The 25597-nt window shown below is 71.8% G+C and carries 28 protein-coding genes; 22 read left to right on the top strand and 6 right to left on the bottom strand.

The window, feature by feature from the left end:
* Positions 1–96 precede the first annotated feature (96 nt).
* From ACIRSS_RS31150 to ACIRSS_RS31135, 4 genes are all read left to right on the top strand, one after another.
* Positions 97–312, top strand: a complete 216-nt coding sequence (locus tag ACIRSS_RS31150; RefSeq protein WP_013222402.1) for a helix-turn-helix domain-containing protein — start codon at positions 97–99, stop codon at positions 310–312.
* Positions 313–467: 155 nt separating this feature from the next.
* A complete protein-coding gene (locus ACIRSS_RS31145; RefSeq protein ID WP_007030867.1) occupies positions 468–569 on the top strand; it encodes a 30S ribosomal protein bS22 in 102 nt (33 codons plus the stop codon).
* Between the two features lie 257 nt (positions 570–826).
* Entirely contained in the window at positions 827–1870 is a 1044-nt protein-coding gene (locus ACIRSS_RS31140; RefSeq protein ID WP_400901028.1) for an NAD-dependent epimerase/dehydratase family protein, read from the top strand.
* Positions 1867–2901: a lysophospholipid acyltransferase family protein gene (locus ACIRSS_RS31135; RefSeq protein WP_400901026.1), complete on the top strand. Its 1035-nt coding sequence runs from the start codon at positions 1867–1869 to the stop codon at positions 2899–2901. The genes ACIRSS_RS31140 and ACIRSS_RS31135 overlap by 4 nt, the downstream gene beginning before the upstream one ends.
* A gap of 12 nt (positions 2902–2913) precedes the next feature.
* On the opposite strand, the gene ACIRSS_RS31130 is transcribed toward ACIRSS_RS31135, so the two are convergent.
* From ACIRSS_RS31130 to ACIRSS_RS31120, 3 genes are all read right to left on the bottom strand, one after another.
* On the bottom strand, positions 2914–3816 hold the full coding sequence (locus ACIRSS_RS31130) for an HAD family hydrolase (protein ID WP_369904172.1): 903 nt from the start codon (positions 3814–3816) through the stop codon (positions 2914–2916).
* A 74-nt stretch (positions 3817–3890) separates the two neighbouring features.
* Positions 3891–4952: a DUF5667 domain-containing protein gene (locus ACIRSS_RS31125; RefSeq protein WP_400901024.1), complete on the bottom strand. Its 1062-nt coding sequence runs from the start codon at positions 4950–4952 to the stop codon at positions 3891–3893.
* 114 nt (positions 4953–5066) lie between these two features.
* Entirely contained in the window at positions 5067–5759 is a 693-nt protein-coding gene (locus tag ACIRSS_RS31120; protein ID WP_400901022.1) for a sigma-70 family RNA polymerase sigma factor, read from the bottom strand.
* A 314-nt stretch (positions 5760–6073) separates the two neighbouring features.
* Here ACIRSS_RS31120 and ACIRSS_RS31115 point away from each other — a divergent pair, with 314 nt between their 5' ends.
* The 7 genes from ACIRSS_RS31115 (at position 6074) to ACIRSS_RS31085 (ending at position 14581) form a co-directional block, all read left to right on the top strand.
* The gene (locus tag ACIRSS_RS31115; protein ID WP_400901020.1) at positions 6074–7585 is read left to right on the top strand and encodes a long-chain fatty acid--CoA ligase; all 1512 of its coding nucleotides are present in this window, start codon (positions 6074–6076) and stop codon (positions 7583–7585) included.
* Positions 7586–7595: 10 nt separating this feature from the next.
* Positions 7596–7832 (top strand): glutaredoxin family protein, encoded by a 237-nt coding sequence (locus tag ACIRSS_RS31110; protein ID WP_400901018.1) that lies wholly within the window; start codon positions 7596–7598, stop codon positions 7830–7832.
* 65 nt (positions 7833–7897) lie between these two features.
* Positions 7898–9454: a molybdopterin-dependent oxidoreductase gene (locus ACIRSS_RS31105; protein WP_400901016.1), complete on the top strand. Its 1557-nt coding sequence runs from the start codon at positions 7898–7900 to the stop codon at positions 9452–9454.
* A 348-nt stretch (positions 9455–9802) separates the two neighbouring features.
* Positions 9803–10708, top strand: coding sequence for a redox-sensing transcriptional repressor Rex (locus tag ACIRSS_RS31100; protein WP_400901014.1), 906 nt, complete (start codon positions 9803–9805; stop codon positions 10706–10708).
* Positions 10705–12012, top strand: a complete 1308-nt coding sequence (locus ACIRSS_RS31095) for a glutamyl-tRNA reductase (protein WP_400901012.1) — start codon at positions 10705–10707, stop codon at positions 12010–12012. The genes ACIRSS_RS31100 and ACIRSS_RS31095 overlap by 4 nt, the downstream gene beginning before the upstream one ends.
* A gap of 20 nt (positions 12013–12032) precedes the next feature.
* A complete protein-coding gene (hemC, locus tag ACIRSS_RS31090) occupies positions 12033–12962 on the top strand; it encodes a hydroxymethylbilane synthase (protein ID WP_400901010.1) in 930 nt (309 codons plus the stop codon).
* An 86-nt stretch (positions 12963–13048) separates the two neighbouring features.
* Positions 13049–14581 (top strand): uroporphyrinogen-III synthase, encoded by a 1533-nt coding sequence (locus ACIRSS_RS31085; RefSeq protein WP_400901008.1) that lies wholly within the window; start codon positions 13049–13051, stop codon positions 14579–14581.
* A 52-nt stretch (positions 14582–14633) separates the two neighbouring features.
* Here the strand turns inward: ACIRSS_RS31085 and ACIRSS_RS31080 are convergent, their stop codons facing one another.
* Both ACIRSS_RS31080 and ACIRSS_RS31075 read right to left on the bottom strand, forming a co-directional pair.
* On the bottom strand, positions 14634–15506 hold the full coding sequence (locus ACIRSS_RS31080) for an NAD-dependent epimerase/dehydratase family protein (protein ID WP_400901006.1): 873 nt from the start codon (positions 15504–15506) through the stop codon (positions 14634–14636).
* Entirely contained in the window at positions 15503–16297 is a 795-nt protein-coding gene (locus tag ACIRSS_RS31075; RefSeq protein ID WP_400901004.1) for a DUF6597 domain-containing transcriptional factor, read from the bottom strand. The genes ACIRSS_RS31080 and ACIRSS_RS31075 overlap by 4 nt, the downstream gene beginning before the upstream one ends.
* An 83-nt stretch (positions 16298–16380) precedes the next feature.
* On the opposite strand from ACIRSS_RS31075, the gene hemB reads away from it, so the two are divergent.
* The 8 genes from hemB (at position 16381) to ACIRSS_RS31035 (ending at position 22507) form a co-directional block, all read left to right on the top strand.
* Positions 16381–17352 carry a porphobilinogen synthase gene (hemB, locus tag ACIRSS_RS31070; protein WP_400901002.1) on the top strand — a complete coding sequence of 324 codons (972 nt, stop codon included), beginning with the start codon at positions 16381–16383 and terminating at the stop codon, positions 17350–17352.
* A 17-nt stretch (positions 17353–17369) separates the two neighbouring features.
* Positions 17370–17900 carry a hypothetical protein gene (locus ACIRSS_RS31065; RefSeq protein WP_400901000.1) on the top strand — a complete coding sequence of 177 codons (531 nt, stop codon included), beginning with the start codon at positions 17370–17372 and terminating at the stop codon, positions 17898–17900.
* Positions 17897–18343: a hypothetical protein gene (locus tag ACIRSS_RS31060; RefSeq protein ID WP_400900998.1), complete on the top strand. Its 447-nt coding sequence runs from the start codon at positions 17897–17899 to the stop codon at positions 18341–18343. The genes ACIRSS_RS31065 and ACIRSS_RS31060 overlap by 4 nt, the downstream gene beginning before the upstream one ends.
* A gap of 13 nt (positions 18344–18356) precedes the next feature.
* On the top strand, positions 18357–18695 hold the full coding sequence (locus ACIRSS_RS31055; RefSeq protein WP_400900996.1) for a hypothetical protein: 339 nt from the start codon (positions 18357–18359) through the stop codon (positions 18693–18695).
* A gap of 62 nt (positions 18696–18757) precedes the next feature.
* The gene (locus ACIRSS_RS31050) at positions 18758–20056 is read left to right on the top strand and encodes an efflux RND transporter periplasmic adaptor subunit (RefSeq protein ID WP_400900994.1); all 1299 of its coding nucleotides are present in this window, start codon (positions 18758–18760) and stop codon (positions 20054–20056) included.
* Positions 20057–20076: 20 nt separating this feature from the next.
* Entirely contained in the window at positions 20077–20772 is a 696-nt protein-coding gene (locus tag ACIRSS_RS31045; protein WP_400900992.1) for an ABC transporter ATP-binding protein, read from the top strand.
* A complete protein-coding gene (locus tag ACIRSS_RS31040; RefSeq protein WP_400900990.1) occupies positions 20769–21971 on the top strand; it encodes an ABC transporter permease in 1203 nt (400 codons plus the stop codon). The genes ACIRSS_RS31045 and ACIRSS_RS31040 overlap by 4 nt, the downstream gene beginning before the upstream one ends.
* An 11-nt stretch (positions 21972–21982) precedes the next feature.
* A complete protein-coding gene (locus ACIRSS_RS31035) occupies positions 21983–22507 on the top strand; it encodes a hypothetical protein (protein WP_400900988.1) in 525 nt (174 codons plus the stop codon).
* Here ACIRSS_RS31035 and ACIRSS_RS31030 read toward each other — a convergent pair.
* Positions 22504–22980 carry a TspO/MBR family protein gene (locus tag ACIRSS_RS31030; RefSeq protein ID WP_400900986.1) on the bottom strand — a complete coding sequence of 159 codons (477 nt, stop codon included), beginning with the start codon at positions 22978–22980 and terminating at the stop codon, positions 22504–22506. The two genes, ACIRSS_RS31035 and ACIRSS_RS31030, sit on opposite strands and share 4 nt — an antisense overlap.
* Positions 22981–23040: 60 nt before the next feature.
* Between ACIRSS_RS31030 and hemL the strand changes: the two genes are divergently transcribed.
* Genes hemL through ACIRSS_RS31015 form a run of 3 tightly spaced genes read left to right on the top strand, consistent with a single transcriptional unit; the run spans position 23041 to position 25525 of the window.
* Positions 23041–24342, top strand: coding sequence for a glutamate-1-semialdehyde 2,1-aminomutase (gene hemL, locus ACIRSS_RS31025; protein WP_400900984.1), 1302 nt, complete (start codon positions 23041–23043; stop codon positions 24340–24342).
* Positions 24339–24965 (top strand): histidine phosphatase family protein, encoded by a 627-nt coding sequence (locus ACIRSS_RS31020; RefSeq protein ID WP_400900982.1) that lies wholly within the window; start codon positions 24339–24341, stop codon positions 24963–24965. Before hemL ends, ACIRSS_RS31020 begins: the two co-directional genes overlap by 4 nt.
* Complete coding sequence (locus tag ACIRSS_RS31015) at positions 24962–25525, top strand: TlpA family protein disulfide reductase (RefSeq protein ID WP_400900980.1); 564 nt, start codon at positions 24962–24964, stop codon at positions 25523–25525. The genes ACIRSS_RS31020 and ACIRSS_RS31015 overlap by 4 nt, the downstream gene beginning before the upstream one ends.
* Positions 25526–25597 lie beyond the last annotated feature (72 nt).

Here is a 25597-nt window from a genome sequence, read left to right as displayed (position 1 = left end):
CCCACCAGTCCCGCTACTCTCGATAGAGCACGTGCGTGTCGATACCACAGGTGGGGAAGCCTCGTGGCGCGACACGTGTCGAAGGACGCGGTAAACATGTCGCCGAACAAGAAGGAGGATCTGCCGGCTGTCGGGCAGGTCCAGTTCCTGACGGTCGCCGAGGTGGCCACGCTGATGCGGGTCTCCAAGATGACCGTCTACCGTCTCGTGCACTCGGGTGAGCTGCCCGCCGTCAGGGTCGGGAAGTCCTTCCGGGTGCCGGAAAAAGCAGTGCACGAGTACCTCCAGGGCGCTTACTACGACGTGGGTTGATCCCCGTCGCGGCCGGCGGCACGTCGCGCTACGACGTGCCCGCCGACCGGCCCGCACCGGGTGCCGGGTAACCTGGAAAACCGCTCGTGCCTGTGCGCTCCACCCGTTGGACGCTGCGCCGGGCAGCGTGACCGACGACGACCTAAGGAGCGCCCATGGGCTCTGTGATCAAGAAGCGCCGCAAGCGCATGTCGAAGAAGAAGCACCGCAAGCTGCTTCGCCGCACGCGAGTGCAGCGTCGTAAGGCCGGCAAGTAAGACCCAGCCGTGCGCAGCCGTGGCCCGTCCAGTCTCTGGACGGGCCACGTCCATGTGGTGGGCCGGTTCCCCCCGTTCGAGTGAGGCGTTCGTCGCTTTCCGGGGAACGGCGGTTAATAGCACGTAAGACACCCCGGAGCTACCACTGATGAGCGGTAACATCTCAAGGGCGTCCGCGCGATGCTTCCAGTGAGTGCAGGCCCGCGCACACCGGGTGATCGTCCACCCCCACCACGCCCTACGCCGCAGGGAGTCGCATGCCGTCGAACATCGTGCTCGTCACCGGGGTCGCCGGCGAACTGGGCGGGAAACTGCTCGCCCGGCTGGGCAACAACCCCGATTTCGAGCGGGTCATCGGCGTCGACACGGTGGCGCCGGACAAGACGGTGCTGCAGCGCATGGGCCACGCCGAGTTCGTCCGCGCGGACATCCGGAACCCGCTGATCGCCAAGGTGATCAGCACGGCCGAAGTGGACACGGTCGTGCACGCGTCGTGCACCGCGCACCCCGCCGGGCCGGGGCGCCGCACCGCGATCAAGGAAGTCAACGTCATCGGCACCATGCGGCTGCTCGCCGCGTGCCAGCGCTCGCCGCTGGTCAAGAAGCTGGTGGTCAAGTCGACGGCGGCGGTCTACGGCGCCGGCGCCCGCTCGCAGGCGGTGTTCACCGAGGACTCCGAGCTGATCCCGACGTCGTCCAGCGGGTACGCGAAGGACGCCGTCGAAATGGAGGGGTACGTGCGCGGCCTGGTGCGGCGCCGGCCCGACATCACCACGACGTTGTTCCGCTTCGCCAACATCATCGGTCCCGAGACCGACACCGTCCTTTCGCGCTACTTCGCGCTGCCGGTCGTGCCGACGGTCTTCGGCTTCGACGCCCGGATCCAGCTGCTGCACTCCTCGGACGCGCTGTCCGTGCTGGAACGCGCGACCCTGACCGACAAACCCGGCGTGTTCAACGTGGGCTCGGAGGGGGTACTCACGCTCTCGCAGGCGATTCGGCGAGCGGGCCGGGTCGAGCTGCCGATGCCGCGGAGCGTGGTGCCGTCGGTCGGCAAGGTCTTGCGCGGGGCGCGCGTGGTCGACTTCTCGGCCGACCAGGTCCGGCTGCTGAACTTCGGCCGGGTCGTCGACATCACCAAGCTGAAGGAAGAGTTCGGCTACACCCCGCGGTGGACGACGCGTGAGGCGTTCGACGACTACATCGCCGGACGCGGCTTGAGGCCGGTGCTCGACGGCGGGAAGCTGGCGGGCTTGGCCGGAAAGGTGCTTGTCGCAGCTGCGACGGGACAGAGCCGATGAGCAGACCGCACGACTTGGACGACTTCGGAAGCGAGGCGGAGACGGTGGGCGGTGCCGAGGCGCAGGTCATCCCCCTGCACGGACCGGGCCGGGAAAAGCCGGAAACCGAACGCGACCTCCGTGACGGCGGAGCCGCGCGAGTGGACGCCCCGGTCGTCGCCTTCCCCGGCGCCGAGCGGGGAGAGGCTCCCGAGCCGCTGTCCGACGCCGCGCGCTCGGCGCTCGGCTTCATCCGCGACCGGCTGACCGGCGACTACACCGTCGACGAGTTCGGCTTCGACGCCGAGTTGACCGACGCGGTGTTCCTGCCGCCGCTGCGCGCGCTGTACAAGAAGTGGTTCCGCGTCGACACGTACGGCGTCGAGAACCTGCCGACATCCGGCGGCGCGCTGCTGGTGTCCAACCACTCCGGCACGTTGCCGCTCGACTCGCTGATGACGGCGGTCGCCGTCCACGACGAAACCGGCGGCCGGCACCTGCGCGGCCTCGGCGCGGACCTGGTGTTCCAGGTGCCGCTGGTGGGGTCGTTCGCCCGCAAGTCCGGCCAGACGCTGGCCTGCAACGCGGACGCGGAACGCCTCCTGCGCGGCGGCGAGCTGGTCGGCGTCTGGCCCGAGGGGTTCAAGGGCGTCGGCAAGCCGTTCTCGTCCCGCTACAAGCTGCAGCGCTTCGGCCGCGGCGGGTTCGTGTCGGCGGCCCTGCGCGCGGGCGTCCCGATCATCCCGGTGTCGGTGATCGGCGCGGAGGAGATCTACCCGAAGCTGGGCGACATCAAGGTTCTGGCGCGGATGCTCGGGCTGCCGTACTTCCCGGTGACGCCGTTCTTCCCGATGTTCGGCCTGCTGGGCGCGATCCCGCTGCCGACGAAGTGGAGCATCGAGTTCGGGACACCGATCCGCACCGACGAGTTCGAGCCGGAGGCGGTCGAGGACCCGATGCTGGTGTTCCAGCTGACCGACCAGGTGCGGGAGTCGATCCAGCAGACGTTGTACCAGCGGCTTTCCCAGCGGAAGTCGGTCTTCCGCGGCTGACGGGCGGACGCCTCAGCGGCGGCGGTAGGCCATCCCCGCCGCCACGGCGCCGGCCAGCGCGCCCGCGCCCAGCACCGACGGCACGCCGATCTTCGCGGCCTTCCGGCCCGTCCGGAAGTCGCGGATCTCCCAGCCGCGCGCCCGGGCGACGTCGCGCAGGCCGCCGTCCGGGTTGACCGCCACCGCCGTGCCCACCGCGGACAGCATCGGGATGTCGTTGGCCGAGTCCGAATACGCCGTGCAGCGCTTGAGGTTCAGGCCCTCGCGGGACGCCAGGGCCCGCACCGCGTGCGCCTTCGCGCGGCCGTGGAGCAGGTCGCCGACCAGGCGGCCCGTGTACACACCGTCGCGGGTCTCGGCCACCGTCCCGAGCGCGCCGGTCAAGCCCAGCCGGCGGGAGATGATCGCCGCCAGCTCGATCGGGGTCGCCGTCACCAGCCAGACGCGCTGACCCGCGTCCAAGTGCATCTGGGCCAGCGCGCGCGTGCCGGACCAGATCTTGTCCGCCATCAGCTCGTCGTAGATCTCTTCGCTGATCGACGTCAGCTCGGCCACCGTGCGTCCGGCCACAAAGGACAGTGCGCGCTCGCGGTGGGTCTTGATGTCCTCTTTGTTCTCGCGGCCGCCGAGGCGGAACTTGATCTGGCCCCAGACGAATCCGGCCAGGTCCGACGACGTGAAGAACTTGCGTGCCGCCAGCCCGCGCGCGAAGTAGAAGATCGACGCGCCCATCATCATCGTGTTGTCGACGTCGAAGAACGCGGCCGCGGTCAGGTCCGGCGGTGCGGGCGGGGCGGGGGGCTCGGCGGCTTCGGAGACCACGCGGGCGTGGGCGGCCTCGGCCGACGCCTCGCCCGCGAGCGCGGCGAGCCGTTCCAGCTCCTGACTCTTATCCCTGCCACGCCAAGCTGACACGCACACCGCCTCCACGTCTCCTTCGCACAGCGTAGCGAGCCGCCCACGGCGGCGTCGCAGGTGTGGCCCGGACCTCAGCCGATCACGATCGGCGGCAGGCCCGGGAGCAGCGGCGGGACCGAAATGAGCGGAGGCGGGGGCGTGGTCGAGGTCACCGGGGGCCGCGGCGGGGTCGTCGTCGGCACCTGGCCGTACACGGGCGGCGGCGTGACCCCGCCGGTCGGTGCGGGCAGGCCCGGCGTCGACGCGGCGTTGGACGGCGGCAGCTGCGTGCCCGTCGGCACCGGCGCGGTGCTCTCGGCCGACGACTGGGGCGAGGCCGACGTCGGCTCGCCGCCCGAGGACGGCGCCGGCCGCTGCGTGCACTCGCCGGTCGCCGGGATCAGGCCCAGGTCGTCCGACGTCCCGGTGGTGATGCGGTAGCAGTTCAGCCGCGCGGCCAGGCCGCTCGTGCGCTCCTGGACCTTGCCGAGCAGGTCGCGGACCTCTTCGAACACCGGGGCCGAGCCGGCCGGGAGCGCCGCGAGCCGGCCTTGCTGGTTGCGGGCCCACAGCCGGACGTCGGACAGCGCCTGCGCGCCGCCGGCGTCGCTGGTCGCCACGGCCGCCATCTGGGCGACGCCGGCCTTGAGGTCGGCCGCGAAGTCGTTGTACGCCGTCCGGTAGTCGGCTTCGCTCGCGCCTTCCGAGGCCAGCTCGCTCAGCTCGGTGACGCGGTTGGTCGCGAACTCCAAGTGCTTGCGGGCCTTGGCCTCGTCGCCGAAGGTCAGGCTCAGCGCCGTCGACTCCCCGGCGCGCTTGACGCCGTAGAGCGGGTCGCCCGGCAGCGCGTTGCGGGAGAGCACCAGCGTCAACCCGGAGAGGACGAGGAAGAGGAAGAGCGCGGCGGCCACCAGGTCGGCGGTCCGCGGCCGCCACCTCCGACGCGGGGTGGCCGCCGCCGTCTCCAGGCGGCCCGCGATCTCCGCGCGGATCCGCTGCCGGGTTTCCAGGTCCGGGGCCCCGGCCGCCCCGAGCTCGCGCAAGGCACCGACGAGCGCCAGCTCGTCGGCGAACTCGCCGTCCCGGCGTACCGGGGACGGCTCCAGGGCACGCGCGAACCGGTCGATCTCGGCTCGCTCACGCGCAAACCTCACTGCGCTGCTCCATCTCGGGCCTGTGGCCGGTCCTGACACCGGTCTGGCTGGAGTAACGATTAAGAAGCCGTCAGGGTTACCGGTTTCGGTCGACGGGCAGAAAAGTTCGCGGGATCAGCGCAATCCGGTGGGCAGGAGTTGTGCCAAACGGCGTACCGCGCGGTGCTGGAGCGCCTTGATCGCGCCCTCGTTGCGGTTCATGATCTGCGCCGTCTCCGCCACCGACAGGCCCTGCAGGAACCGCAGGATGATGCATTCCCGCTGGTCATCGCCCAGTTCGGCGACGCAGCGGAGCAACTCGGTGCGCGTCGCGCGGCTGATCGCCTCCTGCTCGGGACCCACCTGGACGCTCGCGCCGACGCTGAACGGCGCCGAGCCCGGCTCGGTCACCTCGTCGGTGACGACCTCCAGGCGGAACCGGCTCGACTTCACGTGGTCGAGCACGAGGTTGCGGGCGATGGTGACGAACCAGGCGCCGACGTCACGGCCCTGGTAGCTCACCGACGTGATCCGGCGCAGCGCGCGCAGGAACGTCTCGCTGGTGACGTCCTCGGCCAGGTCGCGGTCGCCGAGCCGGAAGAGCACGTACCGGTAGACGACGTCGACGTAGCGGTCGTAGAGCCGGCCGAACGCGGAGGAGTCGCCGTCCTGCGCGGCGCGCACCAGGTCCCAGGCCTCGGCCTTGGCCGCCTCGGCGCGTTCTTCGTCGGCCGCCTGCCTGCTCATCGGCACGGACGCCGAGCGCCCGAAGACGCGCTCGGCGAACATGAAGACGGGCCCACGGCTCACGGCGGTCGGCACGGTCATCGGGCGGCACCTCCGGCGGCGAAGCTGGCCCAGCGGGCCACGGTACCCCCGGAACTGCGGCGAGCAGGGGCCTGCCGGCTCGCGTGCCCCACGACTTCGTGGGCAAGCAAGTTCGTCACGGCGACTCCCTCTCTCCGGTCGTGGTGGTGATCACCGCCACCCCCACGACGCAGTGCAGCATACGTGTAGTTACCGCGAAGTAGGTAGTGGCTCCGGGGTTGTGCAGACGCGACGCTCGCGGTCAGCACCCATGACGTCGCTCCGAATGACAGACTTGCAACGGTTTGGGCCGGGCGAGGAGAGGTGGATCGCGGGTGAGTGCTCCAGAGGGGACGCAGTCGGGGGTCGGCGGGCTGCTCACGCGGGCCGCGGCGACGTGGCCGGACCACCCCGCCGTCCGGGAAACCGGCACCGGGCGCGGCCTGACGTACCGCCAGGTCGAGGCGGCCGTCCAGGCGCAGGCCGGGCGGCTCGCGGGCGCGGGCGTCGAGCCCGGCGACCGGGTCGCGCTGCGGCTGCCGACGTCGGTGGACTTCGTGGTCGCGTTCTTCGGCGCGTTGCGCGCCGGCGCGATCGTCGTGCCGCTGTCGCCGCAGGCGCCGCGACCCGAGCTCGAGAAGCTCCTCGAGCACAGCGGTGCCAAGGTTGTCATCAGCCGCGACGCCGACGCGGAGCTGCCGGACGGCGTGACCGGTCTCACTCCGGAATCCGACCCGGATGGAGCAGTCGAATCCGTCGATGCGGGCCGGACTGGGGAGGACATCGCCGTCGTTTCCTACACCTCGGGCACCACCGGCCCGCCGCGCGGCGTGATGCTCTCGCACCGCGCGCTGCTGGCGAACCTGGCGCAGATCGGCCAGGTCGAGGGCGCGCTGGAGCACGACGACCGCGTCCTGATCACCATCCCGCTCTTCCACGTCTACGGCCTCGGCCCCGGCCTGCTGCACGCGGTCGCCGTCGGCGCGACCGCGGTCCTGTCGGAGCGCTTCGAAGCCCAGCGCACGCTGGACGACTGCGCCGAGCACGGCGTCACGACGATCACCGGCGTCCCGACGATGTACACCGAGTTCGCCGCACTCGGCACCGACGAGCTGCGCGGGAAGCTGACCACCGTCCGGCGGATGACGTCGGGTGCCGCGCCGCTGCACCCGAAGGTGCTGGGCGCGATCCGCGAGGCCACCGGCCTGGACGTCTTCGAGGGCTACGGGCTCACCGAGTGCGCGCCGGTGGTGACGTCGACGCTGGTCACCGGCTACCCGAAGCCCGGTTCGGTCGGGCGGCCGCTGCCCGGCGTCGAGCTGCGCCTGGTCGACAGCGACGGCACCGACCAAGCCGTGCCGCTCGACCCGGACGACGTCGACGACGTCTTCGAGGCCGAGGGCGAGACCGGGCTGGTCTCGATCCGCGGCGCCAACCTGTTCTCCGGCTACTGGCCCGACGGCGGCCACGGGCCGGACGAGGAAGGCTGGTTCCGCACCGGCGACGTCGGCTACCTCGACGTCGACGGCGACCTGCACCTGGTCGACCGGGCCAACGACCTGATCATCGTCAACGGCTTCAACGTCTTCCCGCGCGAGGTGGAGGAGGTCATCGGGCAGCTGCCCGAGGTGGCGGAGGCCGCGGTCGTCGGGGTCGTGGACGAGCGAAGCGGCGAAGCGGTCAAGGCGTTCGTGGTGCCGGTGGCCGGGGCGTCGCTGTCGGAGCAGCAGGTCGTCGACCACTGCGCGGCCCACCTCGCGGGGTACAAGGTGCCGCACGCGGTCGAGTTCGCCGAGTCGCTGCCCCACTCGGCGACCGGCAAGCTCCGCCGGATGCGGTTGCGGTAGTAAGGACGGCATGGCGCACGAAGTGACGGTCATGGGCCGCGACGGTTGCCACCTCTGCGAGGTCGCGGAGACGGAGGTCGCCCGGATCTGCGGCGAGCTGGGGGTTCCCTGGCGCGCGGAGGACGTCGACACGGACCCGGAGTGGCGCGCGGAGTACGGCGACCGCGTCCCGGTGATCCTGGTCGACGGCGCCGAGCACGGGTACTGGCGCGTCGAGGAGGACCGGCTGCGGAAGGCCCTCGCCTGAAGCCGTAACACGTCCGTAAGCCACATCGGGCAGCCATCCGGAGCGAGTGCTCCGAAGATGGAGGCGTGAGCACTCTGCAGGAAGCGCCGCCCGAAGCGCCCCGGCGGCTTTCGCTGCCCGTCGCGACCCTCATCGGGCTGCTCGCGCTGGCGGCCGCCCTCGGCGTCGGGCACCTCGTCGCCGGCTTCGTCGGCTACACCGCTTCGCCGTTCATCGCGGTCGCCAACTACGTCATCGACCACAGCCCGACCGCGATCGTGAAGTGGGCCGAGCGGACGCTGGGCACCTGGGACAAGCCGGTCCTCAAGATCGGGCTGGCCGTCGTGCTCGTGCTGCTCGCGCTGCTGGCCGGGCAGCTCTCGCGCCGGACGCCCCGCGCCGGGCAGATCCTCGTCTTCCTGCTCGGCGCCGCCGGCGTCGCCGCCGTCTACGCTCGCAGCGACCTCGGGCAGGTCTCGCTGCTCGCGCCGGTGGCCGCGCTCGTCGCCGGGCTCGCCGTGTTCACCTGGCTGCACCGGCTCGCGCTGCCCGTGGACGTCGTCCACGACCGCGGGTTCGACCGCCGCAAGTTCCTCCGGGCCGGCGTCGGGGTCGTCGCCGGTTCGGGCGTCGCCGCCGTCGTCGGGCAGGTGGCCGGGACCAGCAAGAACGCCGAGGACTCCCGGGCCGCCGTCGGGCCGCTCGCCCCCGCCCGGACCGCGCCGCCGCTGCCCGCGGACGCCGACTTCGCGAAGCTCGGCTCCCCGCCGTTCATCACGCCGAACGGCGACTTCTACCGCATCGACACCGCGCTGGTCGTCCCGCAGATCCGGACCGAGGACTGGAGCCTGAAGATCCACGGGATGGTCGACCGCGAGGTGACCTTCTCCTACGCCGACATCCGCAACCGGCCGCTGGTCGAGCGGCGCGTCACGCTGACGTGCGTGTCCAACGAGGTCGGCGGACCGCTGATCTCGAACGCCACCTGGCTCGGCGTCGACCTCGTCGACCTGCTCGACGAGGCGGGCGTGCACCCCGGCGCCGAGCAGATGTTCGCCACCAGCGTCGACGGCTGGACGTGCGGCACCCCGGCTAACGTCGCGCTCGACCCCCAGCGCGGCGCGATGCTGGCGATCGGCATGAACGGCGAGCCGCTGCCCATCGAGCACGGCTTCCCGGCGCGGATCGTGATCCCCGGGTTGTACGGGTACGTGTCCGCGACGAAGTGGGTCCAGTCGCTGGAGTTCACGAAGTGGGACGACCGGCAGGCGTACTGGCTCAGCCGCGGCTGGGCCGAGCAGGGGCCGATCAAGACGGAGTCCCGGATCGACACCCCGAGCGGCTTCGCGCGCGTTTCGGCGGGCAAGGTCCGGCTGGCCGGCACGGCGTGGGCGCAGCACACCGGCATCGCGAAGGTCGAGGTCCGGCTGGACCAGGGCCCGTGGCAGCCGGCGGTGCTGTCAGCCGAGGTGAGCAAGGACACCTGGCGCATGTGGTGGATCGAGCTGGACGTGCCGAAGGGGACGCACCAGGCGTCCGTCCGGGCGACCGACCAGGACGGCTACACGCAGACGGAGAACCGCGCCGACCCCGTCCCGGACGGCGCGACCGGCTGGCACTCGGTGAGCCTCGACGCGAGCTGACCGCGACCGGCGCGGCGGAGCCGTTCACCGCCTCCGACGGCCCGTTCGCCGCGCGGTGAAGATCCGCGGCCGGACGCCTCGACGCGAGGGGACCGCCCGAAGTGCGTTGCCCGGCAAGGATTCTGACGCGGTGTCATGATCGCGCGGCCCGTCGCAGGCGCCGGGAACCGCCTCCGACCAGTGACTTTGTGCGCGCGTTCACAAGTGGTCTACCGTAGGACCATCGCCCCCGGGCGGTCCGCATCGAACCGGACCCCGCGCCCTGGGTCAAGACACAGTTCGGAACGGCCGTGGCGATGGCCGCCGGGTGCACAGCTTCATTTCGAACAGCGGGCAGGAGACGACGGCGTGGTGACACAGCGGGGGAGGCGCGACGCGGCGGACTCCCCGGGCCGGGCGCCGCGACGGCCCCGCCGGCAAGCCACCCCGGACGCCGACAACGCCCCCACCGCCGAAATGCCGGCGGTCCCGGCCGAGCGCAACGGGGATGCCCCCGAAGCCGTCCGGGCGAAGTCGATTCCGGAAGCCGCGGTCGCCCGCCTCGCCGTCTACCTCCGCGTGTTGTCCGGAATGTCGGAACAGGGCGCGACGACCGTTTCGAGCGAAGAACTCTCGCAGGCAGCTGGAGTCAATTCCGCGAAATTGCGCAAAGACCTCTCGTACCTGGGTTCCTACGGCACCCGCGGCGTCGGCTACGAGGTCAGCGTCCTGGTCAGCCAGATCGAACGCATCCTGGGCCTGACCCGGCAGCACAAGGTGGCCGTGGTCGGGATCGGCAACCTGGGCCACGCGCTGGCCAACTACGGCGGCTTCCCGGGGCGCGGTTTCCCGGTCGAGGCCCTGTTCGACCTGGACGCGGACCTGATCGGCGTGCCCGTCGGCGGCCTCCCGGTGTCGCACATGGACGACATCCCGCGGATCTGCGCCGAGCGCGGTATCTCCATCGGCGTGATCGCGACCCCGCCGACCGCCGCGCAATCGGTGTGTGACCGCCTGGTCGCGGGCGGTGTCCAGTGCATCCTCAACTTCGCCCCGGTCGTGCTGCAGGTTCCTGCTCACATCGAGGTCCGCAAAGTGGATTTGGCCGTAGAGCTGCAGATACTCTCGTTCCATGTGGCCCGCCGCGCGGACGACGCCGCCGGTAATCAGGGCAATTCCGGATTACCCGGTGCGGGTCTGCCGTCCGAGAATGGGAAGGGCGGCCGGAACGGTTCGGGTCCGGACAGCGGACGGGAAGTGGTGGTGCGCTCATGAGCGTCTTGGCGGTCGGTCTTTCGCACCGGAGCGCGGAGCTGAGCACGCTGGAGCGCGTCGCGATCCCCGCGCCCGAGATCGGCAAGGTGCTCGACGAGCTGCAGCAGGCCGAGCACGTCAGTGAGGTCATGCTCGTCTCGACGTGCAACCGGATCGAGGTCTACGCGGTCGTCGAGACCTTCCACGGCGGCCTCAACGACGTCTCCGAAGTGCTGTCCCGCCAGGCCGGGATGGAACCCGCCGAGCTCTACGACAGCCTGTACGTGCACTACGCCGGCGCCGCGGTCGAGCACCTCTTCTCGGTCACCTCGGGCCTGGACTCGATGGTCGTCGGCGAGACGCAGATCCTCGGCCAGATCCGGTCCGCCTACGCCACCGCGCGCGAGGCCGGCACCGTCGGCCGCACGCTGCACGAGCTGATCCAGACCACCCTGCGCGTCGGCAAGCGCGTGCACACCGAGACCGGGCTCGACCAGCTCGGCGCGTCGGTCGTGTCCGAAGCGCTCGCCGCGGCCGGGGACCTCGCCGGCAAGCACGCCGTCATCGTCGGCGCCGGCTCGATGGGCGCGCTGAGCGCGTCGCAGCTGCGCAAGGCCGGGATCGGCGAGATCACCGTCGCCAACCGGACCGACGCCCGCGCCCGCCGCCTGGCCGCGAACGTCACCGAGCAGGGCGTCCCGGCCCGCGCGATCCCGCTGTCCGGGGTCGCCGACGCCGTGCGCGACGCCGACGTCGTGATCTGCTGCACCGGCGCGCAGGACGCCGTCTTCGGGCCGGAGCACGTGCTGCCCCGCGGCGGCCGCGCCCTGGTCGTCTGCGACCTCGGCCTGCCCCGCGACGTCGACCCCGCGGTCGGCGAGCTCACCGGCGTGCGGGTCGTCGACCTGGCCACCATCCAGCGCCGGATGCGCGAAGCCGGCACCCCGACCACCGAGCGCCAGACGGCCAAGGCGACCGGGATCGTCCTCGACGAGGTCCGCGACTACCTCGCCGGGCAGCGCAGCGCCGAGGTGACCCCGACGGTGACGGCCTTGCGCCGCCGCGCGGCCGAGGTCGTCGACGCCGAGCTGCTCCGGCTGGACAACCGCCTGCCCGAACTGGACGGCGCGGTCCGCGAAGAGGTCGGCCGCACGGTCCGCCGGGTGGTCGACAAGCTGCTGCACGCGCCGACGGTGCGCGTCAAGCAGCTGGCCGCCGAGACGGCCGAGACCGACTACGCGAACGCGTTGCGAGAACTGTTCTGCCTCGACCCGCAGGCACCCGCCGCGGTGGCGAGCCCGAAGCCCCCACCAGAGAAGAAGTAGCAGTGACCAGAGTCATTCGCATGGGTACGCGCGGTTCGAAGCTCGCGCTCACCCAGACCGGGACCGTCGCCGACGCCCTGCGCGCCACCGGCGTCGAGGTCGAGATCGTCACGGTGACCACCCCCGGTGACAAGTCGATGGCGCCGATCGCGACGATCGGCGTCGGCGTCTTCACCTCCGCGCTGCGGGAAGCCTTGCTGCGCAACGAGGTCGACGTCATCGTCCACTCCTACAAGGACCTGCCGACCGCGCCGGAGCCGGGCATCACGCTCGCCGCCGTGCCGCCGCGCGAAGACCCGCGGGACGCGCTGATCGCGCGCGACGGGCTGACTTTGGGCGAGCTGCCGCCGGGCTCGACGGTGGGCACCGGCGCCGCCCGGCGCACCGCGCAGCTGCGCGCGCTGGGTCTCGGTTTGGAAATCGTGCCGATTCGCGGCAATATCGACACCCGCATGCGCAAGGTGACCGACGGCGAGCTCGATGCCGTGGTGCTCGCGCGTGCCGGACTGGCCAGGGTCGGACTGGTCGAGGCGATCACCGAGACCCTCGACCCGATCCAGATGCTGCCCGCGCCCGCCCAGGGCGCGCTGGCGGTGGAGTGCCGGTCCGCCGACGTGGACATCGAGCAGCTGCTCGCGTCCACAGTGGACGACGAGGGCACGCGGGTCGCGGTGACGGCCGAGCGGGCCCTGCTGGCCGCGCTCGAGGCGGGGTGCAGCGCGCCGGTGGGCGCGCTCGCCGAGATCGTCGAAGATCTCGACGCCGAGGGCAAGGTCGTGGAACGGATCTCGCTGCGCGGCACCGCCGCGGCCGAAGGCGAGAACGGCGCGGTGGACATGGTCCGGGCCTCCGCGCTGGCCGACAAGGACCAGGCCGCCCAGCTGGGCAAGGACCTGGCCGCCGAGCTGCTGGACCTGGGTGCCGGAGTCTTCTCCGGCCCTGCTCAATAGCGCTCTCGCGAGCGCTTCGAAGAGACGTGTAGGAGACCTGCGTCCGTGCGATCCCGCACGGCCGCCGCAAGAGGAGAAACGCACAGATGACCCCCGCGCGAAAGACCACCGGGCGCGTAGCGTTCGTGGGCTCCGGCCCCGGCGACGCCGGCCTGCTCACGGTCCGTGCCCAGGAGCTGCTGACCAAGGCCGAGGTCGTGGTGACCGACCCCGACGTGCCGCAGGCGGTGCTGGCCATGGCCGCCGAGGGCGCCGAGGTCCGGCCCGCCGTCGGCGAGGCCGCCGAGGTCGCCAAGGACCTCACCGCCGAGGCCAAGGCCGGCCGGCTCGTGCTGCGCCTGGTGGCGGGCGACCCGCTGACCACCCCGGCCGTGGTGGCCGAGGTGCAGGCGGTCGCGCGCACGAGCGCCGTGTTCGACGTCATCCCGGGCGTCTCGCCGGGCGCGGCCGTCCCGGCATACGCGGGCGTCGCGCTGGGCGGCACGCACACCGAGGTCGACGTCCGCGGCGACGTCGACTGGGCGGCCCTGGCCGCCTCGCCGGGCCCGCTGGTGCTGCACGCGACGTCGGCGCACCTGGCCGAGGCCGCGTCGGCGCTGACCGGCAACGGCGTCCCGGCGTCGACCCCGGTCGCGGTCACCGCGAACGGCACCATCAACACCCAGCGCACCCTCGACACCACGCTCGAGAAGGTCGCCAACGACGCGGGCGAGCTCGTCGGGCCGCTGATCGTCACGATCGGCCAGGCCGCCGGGCACCGCTCGAAGCTGTCGTGGTGGGAGTCGCGCGCGCTCTACGGCTGGAAGGTCCTGGTGCCGCGCACCAAGGAGCAGGCCGGTGAGATGGCCGAGCGCCTGCGCGGCCACGGCGCGACGTCGCACGAGGTGCCGACCATCTCGGTCGAGCCGCCCCGCAGCCCGGCGCAGATGGAGCGCTCGGTCAAGGGCCTGGTCGACGGCCGCTACCAGTGGATCGTCTTCACCTCCACCAACGCGGTCCGCGCGGTGTGGGAGAAGTTCGAGGAGTTCGGCTTGGACGCCCGCGCGTTCTCCGGCGTGAAGATCGCCTGCGTCGGCGAATCGACCGCGGCGAAGGTGCGCTCGTTCGGCATCATCCCCGAGCTGGTGCCGTCGGGCGAGCAGTCGTCCGAGGGTCTGCTGGCCGAGTTCCCGCCGTACGACGACGTGCTGGACCCGGTCGACCGCGTGCTGCTGCCGCGGGCGGACATCGCCACCGAGACGCTGTCGGCCGGCCTGCGCGACCGCGGCTGGGAGATCGACGACGTGACGGCCTACCGGACCGTCCGGGCCGCCCCGCCGCCCGCCGAGACCCGCGAGATGATCAAGACCGGCGGCTTCGACGCGGTCTGCTTCACCTCGTCCTCGACCGTGCGGAACCTGGTCGGCATCGCCGGCAAGCCGCACACCCGCACGCTGGTCGCGTGCATCGGCCCGAAGACCGCCGAGACCGCGGTGGAGTTCGGGCTCCGGGTCGACGTCCAGCCGGAGAAGGCGGACGTGCCGCACCTGGTGGACGCGCTGGCCGAGCACGCCGCGCGGCTCCGTGCGGAAGGTGCCCTGCCGCCGCCGCGCAAGGCGAAGCGGGCCCGCCGCTCCTGAGGTTCTGCGTGACGAAGGCCGCCCCGGTTCGCCGGGGCGGCCTTCGCTCGTTTCAGCGGGGGTTGTCCTCGCGCCACTTGAGGTAGTCGGCCACCGAGGCCGGGACGTCGAACTCCGGCTTGAAGCCGGTGTCCTCCGTGAGCCGCGAGATGTCGAGGTACGGGCCGTTCGCGCCACCCGGCGGGAGGGTCAGGTCGAGAGCCGACGCGAACTCGCCGTACGTGAACGGGCGGCCGCTCGAGACGTTGTACGTGTCGTGGTTCAGGGAAGACGCCGTCGTCAGCAGGGCGATCGCGCGGCCCGCGTCCGGGGCGTAGCAGACGTCGCCGCCGTCGTCGGCGTGCATGTGCGAGGTTCCCGTGTTGACCAGCGACGGGATCGGGCAGAACGGTGACTGCGGATCCACCAGCGGACCCCAGATCGTCCCGATCCGCAGCACCACCGGCTGGACACCACTCCCGGCGAGGCTGTGCGTCGTCAGCGGCTCGACCGCCTTCTTGAACGCGATGATCAAGTGCGGCAGGGACGCCGTCGGCAGGGCCAGCTCCTCGGTCCACGGGATCTCGGGACGGCCGATGTACACCCCGAGGCTGCTCGCGACGGCGAACCGGCGGACACCCCACGTCCGGGCCGCGTCGAGGGCGTTCAGCAGACCCGTCAGGTCCGTGCGGAAGAAGTCCACCGGGTCGTCGCCGGGGATGCTGCCGGCCAGGTGGACGATGTCGCTGATGTCGTGGCGCGAACCGAGCGCGAGGAACGCCTCGCGGTCGGTGACGTCGAGCTGTTCGACCGTGACCCGCCCCTCTAGGAACGACGGGACTTCGGCTCGGCGGTGGGCCGTCACGACGACGTCGTGGCCGAGGTGCAGCAGCGCGCGGGCGGTGTGGGCGCCGATCATGCCGAGCCCGCCGGTGACGAGGATCATCGCGCCAGGCTAGGGACGCCGAACCGCGGTTTCTTGAACGAATCGCGCAGGAACGGCAGGTAGGACGCCGAGTGGTCGTGGCCGCACGCGCACTCCTCGACGCTGCCGCCGAGCAACGCCCGCGGCGTGAGCCCGGTCAGCCGGAGGCACTCCCGGCCGAGGTGGGCCTGATCGGCGTACCCGGCGTCGGCGGCGAGCCCGGCCGGGCCGCCCGCGCCCGCCTGGGCCAGCGCGAGGAAACCCTGGAACCGCAGCGTCCGCTGGAGCACCTTCGGCGCCACGCCCACCGCCTGCAGGCAGCGGCGGCGCAGCTGGCTGGGGGAGAGCGCGAGCCGGCCGGCCAGGGTGTCGATGTCGACCGGGCGCCACGGCATCAGCGCCCGCACGGCCGCGGCCACCAGCGGATCCACCGCGTTCCGGGGCAACCGGGCCTGGAGGACCTCGAGGGCGCGCTCCGGGGAGCCGGCCGCGGCCACCGCTTCGGCCAAGCGGTCGTCCTCGAGGTCGACGTGCTGGTCGACCAGCTCGTCGAGGGGCACCGGCAGCGGTGGCGCGGCACCCGGGTGGAACCGGACGCCGACGAGCGTCGTGCGGGCCGGGATGACCTCGAGCCGGGCCGCGGTCAGCGGGCCGAGCAACCGGGGGCGGCCGCCGAGGGGGAAGTGCAGCTCGACGCCGCCGGTCGGCAGGTGCCGCTGGACGTACGGCTCGTCGCCGGTGCGCTGGAACCAGACCGTCCGCACGAAGGGCGCCAGCCGCGGCACGGGCAGGCGTTCGACGTACTCGGTCACCCCCGTACCGAATCGTCCGCGCGAACCGGCGTCAAGCACCCTTGCGGAACCCCGGCGAAGTGCGCCGGAGTAACTTGGTAAGGGTGTTCCCCGAGCATCGTCCCCGCAGGCTCCGCACCACCCCGGCCATGCGCAGGCTGGTGGGTGAGACGACGCTGCGGCCACGCCAGCTGATCCTCCCGATGTTCGTCGCCGAAGGCCTCGACCAGCCGAAGGCGATCGCGAGCATGCCGGGCGTCGTCCAGCACACCCGGGACACCCTGCGGAAGGCCGCGGTCGACGCGGTCAACGCCGGTGTCGGCGGGCTCATGCTGTTCGGCATCCCGAAGACCCGGGACGCCGAGGGCTCCGGCGCGGTCGACGAGAACGGCATCCTCAACGTCGCCCTGCGCGACCTGCGCCAGGAGCTGGGCGACGCCACCGTGCTGATGGCCGACACCTGCCTCGACGAGTTCACCGACCACGGCCACTGCGGCGTCCTCGACGCCGACGGCGGCGTCGACAACGACGCCACCCTGCGCCTCTACGCCGAGATGGCCGTCGCGCAGGCCGAAGCCGGGGCGCACGTGCTCGGGCCGTCCGGGATGATGGACGGCCAGATCGGCGTCATCCGGCGCGCGCTCGACGAGGTCGGGCACAGCGACAAGGCGATCCTCGCCTACTCCGCGAAGTACGCCAGCGCGTTCTACGGCCCCTTCCGCGAGGCCGTCGACTCGCAGCTCAAGGGCGACCGCAAGACCTACCAGCAGGACCCGGGCAACGGCCGCGAGGCGCTGCGCGAGATCGAGCTGGACCTCGCCGAGGGCGCGGACATGATCATGGTGAAGCCCGCGCTGTCCTATTTGGACGTCATCAAGGCGGCCGCGGACATCTCCCCGGTGCCGGTGGCCGCGTACAACATCTCGGGCGAGTACGCGATGGTCGAGGCCGCCGCGGCGAACGGCTGGCTGGACCGCGAACGGACCGTCCTCGAGGTGCTGACGTCGATCCGCCGCGCCGGGGCCGACCTGATCCTCACCTACTGGGCCGCCGAGGCCGCTGCCTGGCTGGACTGACGTACTAGAGTCCACGCGTGGATGACGAAGAGGACCGCACCGGTCTGACCGACGACGAACGCCGCCAGCGGGGCGGAGCGCCGGATCCGGTCCTGCCGGGCGAGCAGGCGCCGAAAGTGGACCCGCCCGGAGCGGTGAAGTGGTCGTTCTGGCTGTGGATCGCGGGCGGCGTGGTGCTGATCCTGAGCTACGTCCAGCTGCTCAGCAGCAAGTCGGCGATCATCGCGCAGGTCATCGAGGCGACCAAGGACCCGAAGTACTCCGCGCAGACGATCGCGGACGGGATCACGTCGCGGTTGTGGTACATGCTCTTCGGCTCGGTCATCTTCGTGCTGCTGTTCCTGCTGTTCGCGTACAAGGCCCGCGAAGGCACGCGGTCGGCCCGGACGGTCCTCACGATCCTGCCGATCGTGATGGTGCTGCTGATCTTCGTGATCGCGCCGATCATCAACTTCCTGACGGTCATCGCGCTGCTCATCTTCATCGTCGCGATCTTCCTGATGTACACGAAGCCGGACTACTTCCCGAAGGTCGGCAAGAAGCCGTGAGCGACCGGCTCTACGCCGAGTCGGGCGTGAGCTGGGCCGCCCTCGTGTGGGGCCCGGTGTTCGCGCTGGTCGGCGCACTCGCGGAGCTCGTCACGGGCGGTCCGGTGCACGTCGTGGGCTGGCTGATGGTCGGGTTCGGGCTGTGCGTCATCACGGTGCCGTGGGTGTACGCGCGCCGCCGGTTCCTGTCGCTGGAAGTGACGACGAAGCAGCTGCGCCAGGGTCGCGAGAAGGTCCCGGCGGACCAGCTGGCGTCGGTGACCGACGTGGGTGTGCCGGTGGGGGCGCGGGTCCTGGGCGGCGGCTGGACGGTGCCGCGCAAGTACGACTCGCTCCCGGTCGAGCTGACGGACGGCACGGTCGTGCTGGCGTGGGCGAAGGACGTGGAAGCGCTCAAGGACGCGCTGGACCGGCTCGTCCGGGCGACGCCGAAGGAAGCATGAGAAAATCGCTTCCGTGATCGACCTCCCGCAGCCCACCGGGGCCGAGCTCTGGCCGCCGGAAGAAGCCGGCCCGCGCGCCCGGCTGCACAAGCCGTGGCGGACGCTCGTCGCCGTCGTGGAAATCGTGCTCGCCGTCGCCGCCGGCTGGGCCGCGTACGCCCTCTGGCACGGGGGCCGCGCCACCGTCGTCACGCGGACCGACGACGGCGCCGTCCTCGAGTCGCACCGGTACTTCGGGGGCATGCTCGCGGCCGCCATCGGGCTCGGCACCGTGGCCGCGATCCTGCTGGTCGACGCGGTGCGTCAGCTGCTGCTCGCCGTGCGTGCGCGCCACCGCGAACCGAAGGCCTGATACACAGCTCCCACACAGGGAACGAACAGTCAATTGCTAAACAGCGGCAGCAGGGTTGCCGCATGACGCGCGTGCGTGCCTCGAAGGCATGGGTGATCAACGGTGCTCTGGTCGTACTCCTGGCCGGAGCGGGTTTCGGGATATACCAGGCATTCAGCCCGGCATCGAACACGGCGCAGGCGCAGACGCGCAGCACCCCGGTGCGCCGCGCGACGGTCACCGAGACCATCTCCGCCGCCGGGACCCTCGCCAGCAGCTACACCGGCGCGGCGAACTTCGCGACGGCCGGCAAGGTCACCTCGATCGACGTGAAGGTCGGCGACGTCGTCAGCGCCGGCCAGAAGCTCGCCACCGTCGACAGCACGCAGGCGGCGAAGCAGCTTCAGGTCGCCAAGGCGAACCTGGCGGTCGCGCAGGACAGCCTGAACACCGCCGAAGACGCCGAGAACACCCCGGCGACCGGCCAGAACTCCCAAAACTCCCAGAACAGCGCGCAGTCCGCCGCGAACAGCGTCACGTCGGCGCAGGCGAAGCTGGATCAGGCCCAGCTGGACGTCCAGACCGCCCAGCAAACCCTCGACAACACGACGCTCTACGCGCCGGGCGCCGGGACGGTCACCGCGGTCAACGGCGCCGTCGGGCAGCAGTCCTCCAGCGGCTCGGCTGGCAGCTCCCAGTCGTCGAGCAGCAGTAGCAGCGGCAGCGGCCAGGGCGGGCAGGGCTCGTCGAACAGCTCCGCGGCGAGCAGCAGCTCCAGCTCCGGCAGCGGCTTCATCACCATCACGAACATGACCGGCCTGGTCGTCAACACCTCGGTCGCCGAGATCGACGTCAGCAAGGTCAAGACCGGCCAGAAGGCGACCGTCACGCTCAACGCGCTGCCGGACAAGCCGATCCAGGCCACCGTCTCGAGCATCAACCTGACCCCGACCACCAGCGGCAGCGTCGTCTCCTACGGCGCGCAGCTCGCGCTGACCGACCCGCCGGACGGGCTGCGGCCCGGCCAGTCGGCGAGCGTCGTCATCACCGTGGCGGAGGCGCAGAACGCCCTGAGCGTGCCGGCCGCGGCCGTGACGACGGCCGGCAACACGAACATCGTCACCGTCCAGCAGAACGGCCAGAACGTCACCCGCCAGGTGCAGATCGGCATCCGCGGTGAGGCCACGGTGCAGATCACCTCCGGGCTGACCGAGGGCGAGAACGTCGTGCTCACCGCGACGGCCGCGACCGGCACCACCGGCGGCAACGGCCGGAACGGCGGCACCGGCGGGTTCCCGGGCGGCGGGACCGGCGGCTTCCCCGGCGGCGGCACCCGCACCGGGGGCACCGGCGGCACGGGTGGCTTCGGCGGCCGCGGGTGAACCCGGCGCGCGGGAAACCGGTGATCGCGGTCTCCGGGCTGCGCAAGACCTACGGCGCCGGCGAGACGGCCGTGCACGCGCTGCGCGGCGTGGATCTCACGGTGTGGCCCGGCGAGTACGTGGCCATCATGGGTGCTTCGGGCTCGGGCAAGTCGACGCTGCTGAACATGCTCGGCTGCCTCGACGTCCCGACGTCCGGCCAGTACCTGCTGGACGGCTTCGGCGTCGGCAAGCTGAACGAACGGCAGTTGGCGTTGCTGCGCAACCGGAAGATCGGTTTCATCTTCCAGTCGTTCAACCTGGTGCCGCGGACGTCCGCGCTGTCCAATGTGGAGCTACCACTCGTCTACAGTGGACTCCGCCGGGCGGAACGCCGGCGCCGCGCGCTCGCCGCGCTCGACATGGTCGGGCTGTCCGACCGCGCCAAGCACCTGCCGAGCGAGCTGTCCGGCGGGCAGATCCAGCGCGTCGCCGTGGCGCGGGCGCTGGTCACCGGCCCGGCGATGCTGCTGGCCGACGAGCCGACCGGCAACCTCGACCGCCGCAGCACCGAAGACGTCCTCGGCGTGTTCGACCGGCTCAACTCCCTCGGGCGCACCATCGTCGTCATCACGCACGAGGACGAGGTCGCCGCGCACGCGCGGCGCGTGGTGCGGGTCGACGACGGCCTCATCGTCTCGGACGAGATCACCCGCGCGGTCGGAGCGCTCACGTGAACTTCCTCGAAATCCTGCGCTTCGCCGTCCGCGGGCTCACCGCGAACAAGCTGCGCTCGGCGCTCACCACGCTCGGCATCACCATCGGCGTCGCCGCGGTGATCCTGCTCGTCGCGGTCGGCAACGGCGCGTCGGCGGCCATCGCGGCCAGCATCCAGGGCCTCGGCACCAACGTCGTCAACGTCTCCCCGGCGCGCGGCGGCGGCCAGGGCGCGTCGGCTCGGCCGCTGACCGTCCAGGACGCGCACGCGCTCGTCGACCCGATCGGCGCGCCGGACGTCAAGGCGGCGTCCCCGGTGGTGAACACGACGGCGACCGCGACCTACGGGCAGACGTCGTACGACATCCCCAGCGTCGCCGGCACCGAACCGGCGTACTTCACGACCACCAACCGCGACCTCGCCCAGGGGCAGCTGTTCACCAGCGAGGACGTCACGGCCGCGCGCAAGGTCGTCGTCCTCGGCCCGACGACGGCGGAGTCGATCTTCGGCACCGCGGACCCGGTGGGCAAGAACGTACTGCTCAACAGCATCCAGTTCACCGTGATCGGAGTGCTGCAGGCCAAGGGCAGCACCGGGCTGCAGAACGCCGACGACGTCGCCATCGCGCCGATCTCGGCGGTGCAGAACTCCCTGGCCGGCTACGGCAGCCTCAGCCAGATCGCGGTCCAGGCCACCAGCGCGGACTCCGTGTCGCTGGCCCAGTCCGAGATCACCGCGATCCTCAACGCCCGCCACGGCATCCGGCTCGGCGGCACCGCCGACTACCAGATCCAGAACTCCGAGCAGCTGCTCGCGACGCGGACGTCGGCGACCCAGACGTTCACCGTGCTGCTGGCGGCGGTCGCGGCGATCTCGCTGCTGGTCGGCGGGATCGGCGTCACGAACATCATGCTCGTCACCGTCACCGAGCGGATCCGCGAGATCGGCATCCGCAAGGCCATCGGCGCCCCGCGCGCGGCCATCCTCGGCCAGTTCCTCGCCGAAGCGACCATGCTCAGCCTGTTCGGCGGGCTGCTGGGCGTCGCGATCGGGCTGGTCGGCAGCCGGTTCACCATCTCCGGGATCAAGCCCGTCGTGGTGCCCTCGTCGATCCTGCTCGCGTTCGCGGTGTCCGCCCTGATCGGGCTGTTCTTCGGCAGCTTCCCGGCGAACCGGGCTGCCAAACTGCGGCCTATCGACGCCCTGCGTCACGAATAAGGAGTCTTCGCATGTCTTCGTCCACGACGAACCCGCCGACCGCGGAGGAGATCGTCGCCAGCCCGGCGGTCGAGGGTGACCTCAACGCCGAAATGCGGCGGGCCGCGAAGCCGTTCTCCCGCACGACGCTCGTGCTGGCCGGCCTGGTCGTGCTCGCGATCGCGTTCGGCGGCGGTGCCTGGACGCACGCGGCGTTCGGCTCGTCGTCGTCCTCCTCTTCGACGCCGAACCGCCCCACCGGTGGAACCCAAGGTGGTCAGCAGGGCGGCACCGGCCAGCAGGGCGGCGGCTTCCGCGGCGGGGGCGGCCGCGGCACCACCGGCACGGTCGACCGGGTCGACGGCACCACGGTCTACGTGAAGACCGCGCAGGGCGCCGACGTCAAGGTGTCCACATCGGACTCGACCACGGTCGGCGTCACCCAGCCGGGCAAGCTGGCCGACCTCAAGCCGGGCGCGACGGTCGTCGTGCAGGGCCAGGCCGGCGACGACGGCACGGTCGCCGCGCAGGCCATCACCCAGCAGGCGGCGCGCTAGCCGGCGGCGACGATCGCGGTGGTGAGCGCCGTCGCGTAGAGGATCCAGGCGAGGTAGGGCACCTGCAGCGCGGCGGCGGCCTTCGACCGGCGGCCGAACAGGACGATCGTGATCACCACCACGACGTCCAGCACGACGATGTCGACGAGCGCCGCCGTCGCCGCGCCGCCCTCGAAGAACAGCGGCGTCCACAGGAGGTTGGCCAGCAGGCCGATGCCGTAGGCGGCGAACCCGCGGGTCTCGCCGTCGGTACGCCAGTACAGCCAGCCGGACACGGCGATCAGCACGTACAAGACTGTCCACACCGGACCGAACCACGACGCGGGCGGCGCCCACGGCGGCAGGTCGAGCCGCGCGTAGACGTCCTTGGCCGAGGTCGCGGCCAGCGCGCCGACCACCGCGACCACGGCGACCACGCCGAGGAAGCAGGCCAGCACCAGCCACGGGTTGCGCTGGGACGCACGATCGGTCACCGGCTGTTCCCCTCCCGGGCGGCGTCCGGCCATCCTAGGGCGGTTTGCCACACTGGAGGCGTGAGCACTGGAACCGAGCAGTCCAAGGCGTGGTTCGACCGCGCGAAGGCGGCCATCCCGGGTGGGGTGAACTCGCCGGTCCGGGCGTTCAACTCCGTCGGCGGCACCCCGCGCTTCATGGTCCGCGGCGAAGGCCCGCACCTGTGGGACGCCGACGGCAACCGCTACGTCGACCTGGTGTCGTCCTGGGGCCCGATGATCCTGGGCCACGCGCACCCGCACGTCGTCGAGGCGGCGCGCGCGGCGGCGACGTCCGGGCTGTCGTTCGGCACGCCGACGATCGGCGAGGTCGAGCTGGCCGAGGAGATCATCAACCGCGTCGAGCCCGTCGAGCAGGTCCGCCTGGTCAACTCGGGCACCGAGGCGACGATGAGCGCGATCCGGCTGGCCCGGGGCTTCACCGGCCGGTCGAAGATCGTGAAGTTCGCCGGGTGTTACCACGGTCACGTCGACGCGCTGCTCGCCCAGGCCGGCTCCGGCGTCGCGACGCTCGGGCTGCCGACGTCGCCGGGTGTCACCGGCGCCCAGGCCGCGGACACGCTGGTGCTGCCCTACAACGACCTCGACGCCGTCCGGCAGTCCTTTGTGGACAACCCGGGTGAGATCGCGGCGGTGATCACCGAGGCCGCGGCCGGCAACATGGGCGCGATCGCGCCCGACGAGGGCTTCAACGCGGGCCTGCGCGACCTGGCCCACGAGCAAGGCGCGCTGCTGATCATGGACGAGGTGATGACCGGGTTCCGCGTCTCGGCCGCGGGCTGGTTCGGCCTCGAAGGCGTGGCCGGCGACCTCTACACGTTCGGCAAGGTGATGTCCGGCGGGCTGCCGGCGGCGGCCTTCGGCGGCCGCGCCGACGTGATGGCGAAGCTGGCCCCGGGCGGCCCGGTCTACCAGGCCGGGACGCTGTCCGGGAACCCCGTCGCGGTGGCCACGGGCCTCGCGACGCTGCGCGCGGCCGACCACGCCGTGTACGCGGCGCTCGATGCCAACGCGAAGCGGCTCGGCGACCTCTTCCGCCGCGAGCTGAGCGCCGCCGGCGTCGCGAACAACGTCCAGTACGCGGGCAACTTGGTAAGCGTGTTCTTCGGTGAAGCGCCCGTACGCGACTACGCGGGCGCGCAGGCGTCCGAGACGTGGCGGTACCCGGCGTTCTTCCACGCGCTGCTCAACGCGGGCGTGTACGGACCGCCCAGCGCGTACGAGGCCTGGTTCGTCAACGCGGCCATGGACGACGAAGCGTTCTCGGTGATCGAAGCGGCCCTGCCCGCGGCGGCGCGCGCGGCGGCGGAGGCGGTCAAGTGACCACCGTCGTCCACATGCTGCGGCACGGCGAAGTGCACAACCCCGAGAAGATCCTCTACGGCCGGCTGCCGGGCTACCGGCTGTCCGAGCGCGGGCAGCGGCAGGCGCTGACGGTCGCCGAGGCCGTCGCCGGGCACGACCTCGTGCACGTCGTCGCGTCGCCGCTGCAGCGGGCGCAGGAGACGGCCCGGCCGATCGCCGCGGCGCACCGCCTCGACATCGCGACCGACGAGAGCCTGATCGAGGCCGGCAACCAGTTCGAGGGCCTGCACGTGGCGGTCGGCGACGGCGCGCTGCGGGAGCCGAAGCACTGGCCGAAGCTGGTGAACCCGTTCAAGCCGTCGTGGGGCGAGCCGTACCTCGAGATCGCGCACCGGATGCTCGGCGCGGTCCACCGCGCCCGTTCCGCCGCGGAGGGGCACGAGGCGCTCTGCGTGTCGCACCAGCTGCCGATCTGGACGTTGCGCCGGTTCCTCGAGGGCAAGAAGTTGTGGCACGACCCGCGCCGCCGCCAGTGCTCGCTGGCGTCCCTGACGTCGCTGGTGTTCGACGGCGACGAGCTGCGCGAGATCGTCTACAGCGAGCCCGCGGGGACGACGGACCCGAAGGTGACCGGGGCATGAAACGGCTGGTCGCCGGGCTGGTCGCGCTGGTTCTGCTGGCCGGCTGCAGCGCGGGCAAGGACGCGGTGGTGCAGGGGAGCAGCTTCAGCTTCGTCTCCCCGGGCGGCAAGGTCGACATCACGTACGACGTCGCCCAGCGCCAGACGGCCCCGGTGCTGGCCGGCGAAGACCTGATGAACGAGGGCAAGCAGCTGTCGCTGGCGGACTTCCCGGGCAAGGTCGTGGTGCTCAACCTGTGGGGCCAGTGGTGCGGACCGTGCCGCACGGAGGTCCCGGAGATGGAGGCGGTGGCCCGCCAGGGAGTCCAGGTGGTCGGCATCGACGTCCGCGACCCGGCGCGCGAGGTGGCCCAGGACTTCGTCCGCGACCGCAAGCTGACGTACCCGTCGATCTACGACCCGGACGGCCGGGTGCTGCTGAAGCTGAGCGGCTACCCGCGCAACATCATCCCGTCGACGATCGTGCTGGACAAACAGCACCGCGTGGCGGCGGTGTTCCTGCGGCCGGTGCTGGCCCAGGACCTGCTCCCGGTGACCCAGCGCCTGACGGCCGAAGCCTGACGGTCTTCCCGGCTTGCCGAGTGCGGAACCCGCACCCCATCCAGACCCCGCCCACCACCTCGATCCGAAGCC

The sequence above is a fragment of the Amycolatopsis sp. NPDC101161 genome (assembly GCF_044768185.1).
Lineage (GTDB): Bacteria > Actinomycetota > Actinomycetes > Mycobacteriales > Pseudonocardiaceae > Amycolatopsis.
Note: the sequence above shows the minus strand (reverse complement) of the source record. Positions and strands in the feature narration are given on the sequence as shown.

Coding starts and splice junctions, on each gene's coding strand:
- ACIRSS_RS31150 (WP_013222402.1), top strand. CDS start 97: ATGTCGCCGAACAAGAAGGAGGATCTGCCGGCTGTCGGGCAGGTCCAG.
- ACIRSS_RS31145 (WP_007030867.1), top strand. CDS start 468: ATGGGCTCTGTGATCAAGAAGCGCCGCAAGCGCATGTCGAAGAAGAAG.
- ACIRSS_RS31140 (WP_400901028.1), top strand. CDS start 827: ATGCCGTCGAACATCGTGCTCGTCACCGGGGTCGCCGGCGAACTGGGC.
- ACIRSS_RS31135 (WP_400901026.1), top strand. CDS start 1,867: ATGAGCAGACCGCACGACTTGGACGACTTCGGAAGCGAGGCGGAGACG.
- ACIRSS_RS31120 (WP_400901022.1), bottom strand. CDS start 5,759: ATGACCGTGCCGACCGCCGTGAGCCGTGGGCCCGTCTTCATGTTCGCC.
- ACIRSS_RS31110 (WP_400901018.1), top strand. CDS start 7,596: ATGGCGCACGAAGTGACGGTCATGGGCCGCGACGGTTGCCACCTCTGC.
- ACIRSS_RS31095 (WP_400901012.1), top strand. CDS start 10,705: ATGAGCGTCTTGGCGGTCGGTCTTTCGCACCGGAGCGCGGAGCTGAGC.
- hemC (WP_400901010.1), top strand. CDS start 12,033: ATGGGTACGCGCGGTTCGAAGCTCGCGCTCACCCAGACCGGGACCGTC.
- ACIRSS_RS31085 (WP_400901008.1), top strand. CDS start 13,049: ATGACCCCCGCGCGAAAGACCACCGGGCGCGTAGCGTTCGTGGGCTCC.
- ACIRSS_RS31080 (WP_400901006.1), bottom strand. CDS start 15,506: ATGATCCTCGTCACCGGCGGGCTCGGCATGATCGGCGCCCACACCGCC.
- ACIRSS_RS31050 (WP_400900994.1), top strand. CDS start 18,758: ATGACGCGCGTGCGTGCCTCGAAGGCATGGGTGATCAACGGTGCTCTG.
- ACIRSS_RS31035 (WP_400900988.1), top strand. CDS start 21,983: ATGTCTTCGTCCACGACGAACCCGCCGACCGCGGAGGAGATCGTCGCC.
- ACIRSS_RS31015 (WP_400900980.1), top strand. CDS start 24,962: ATGAAACGGCTGGTCGCCGGGCTGGTCGCGCTGGTTCTGCTGGCCGGC.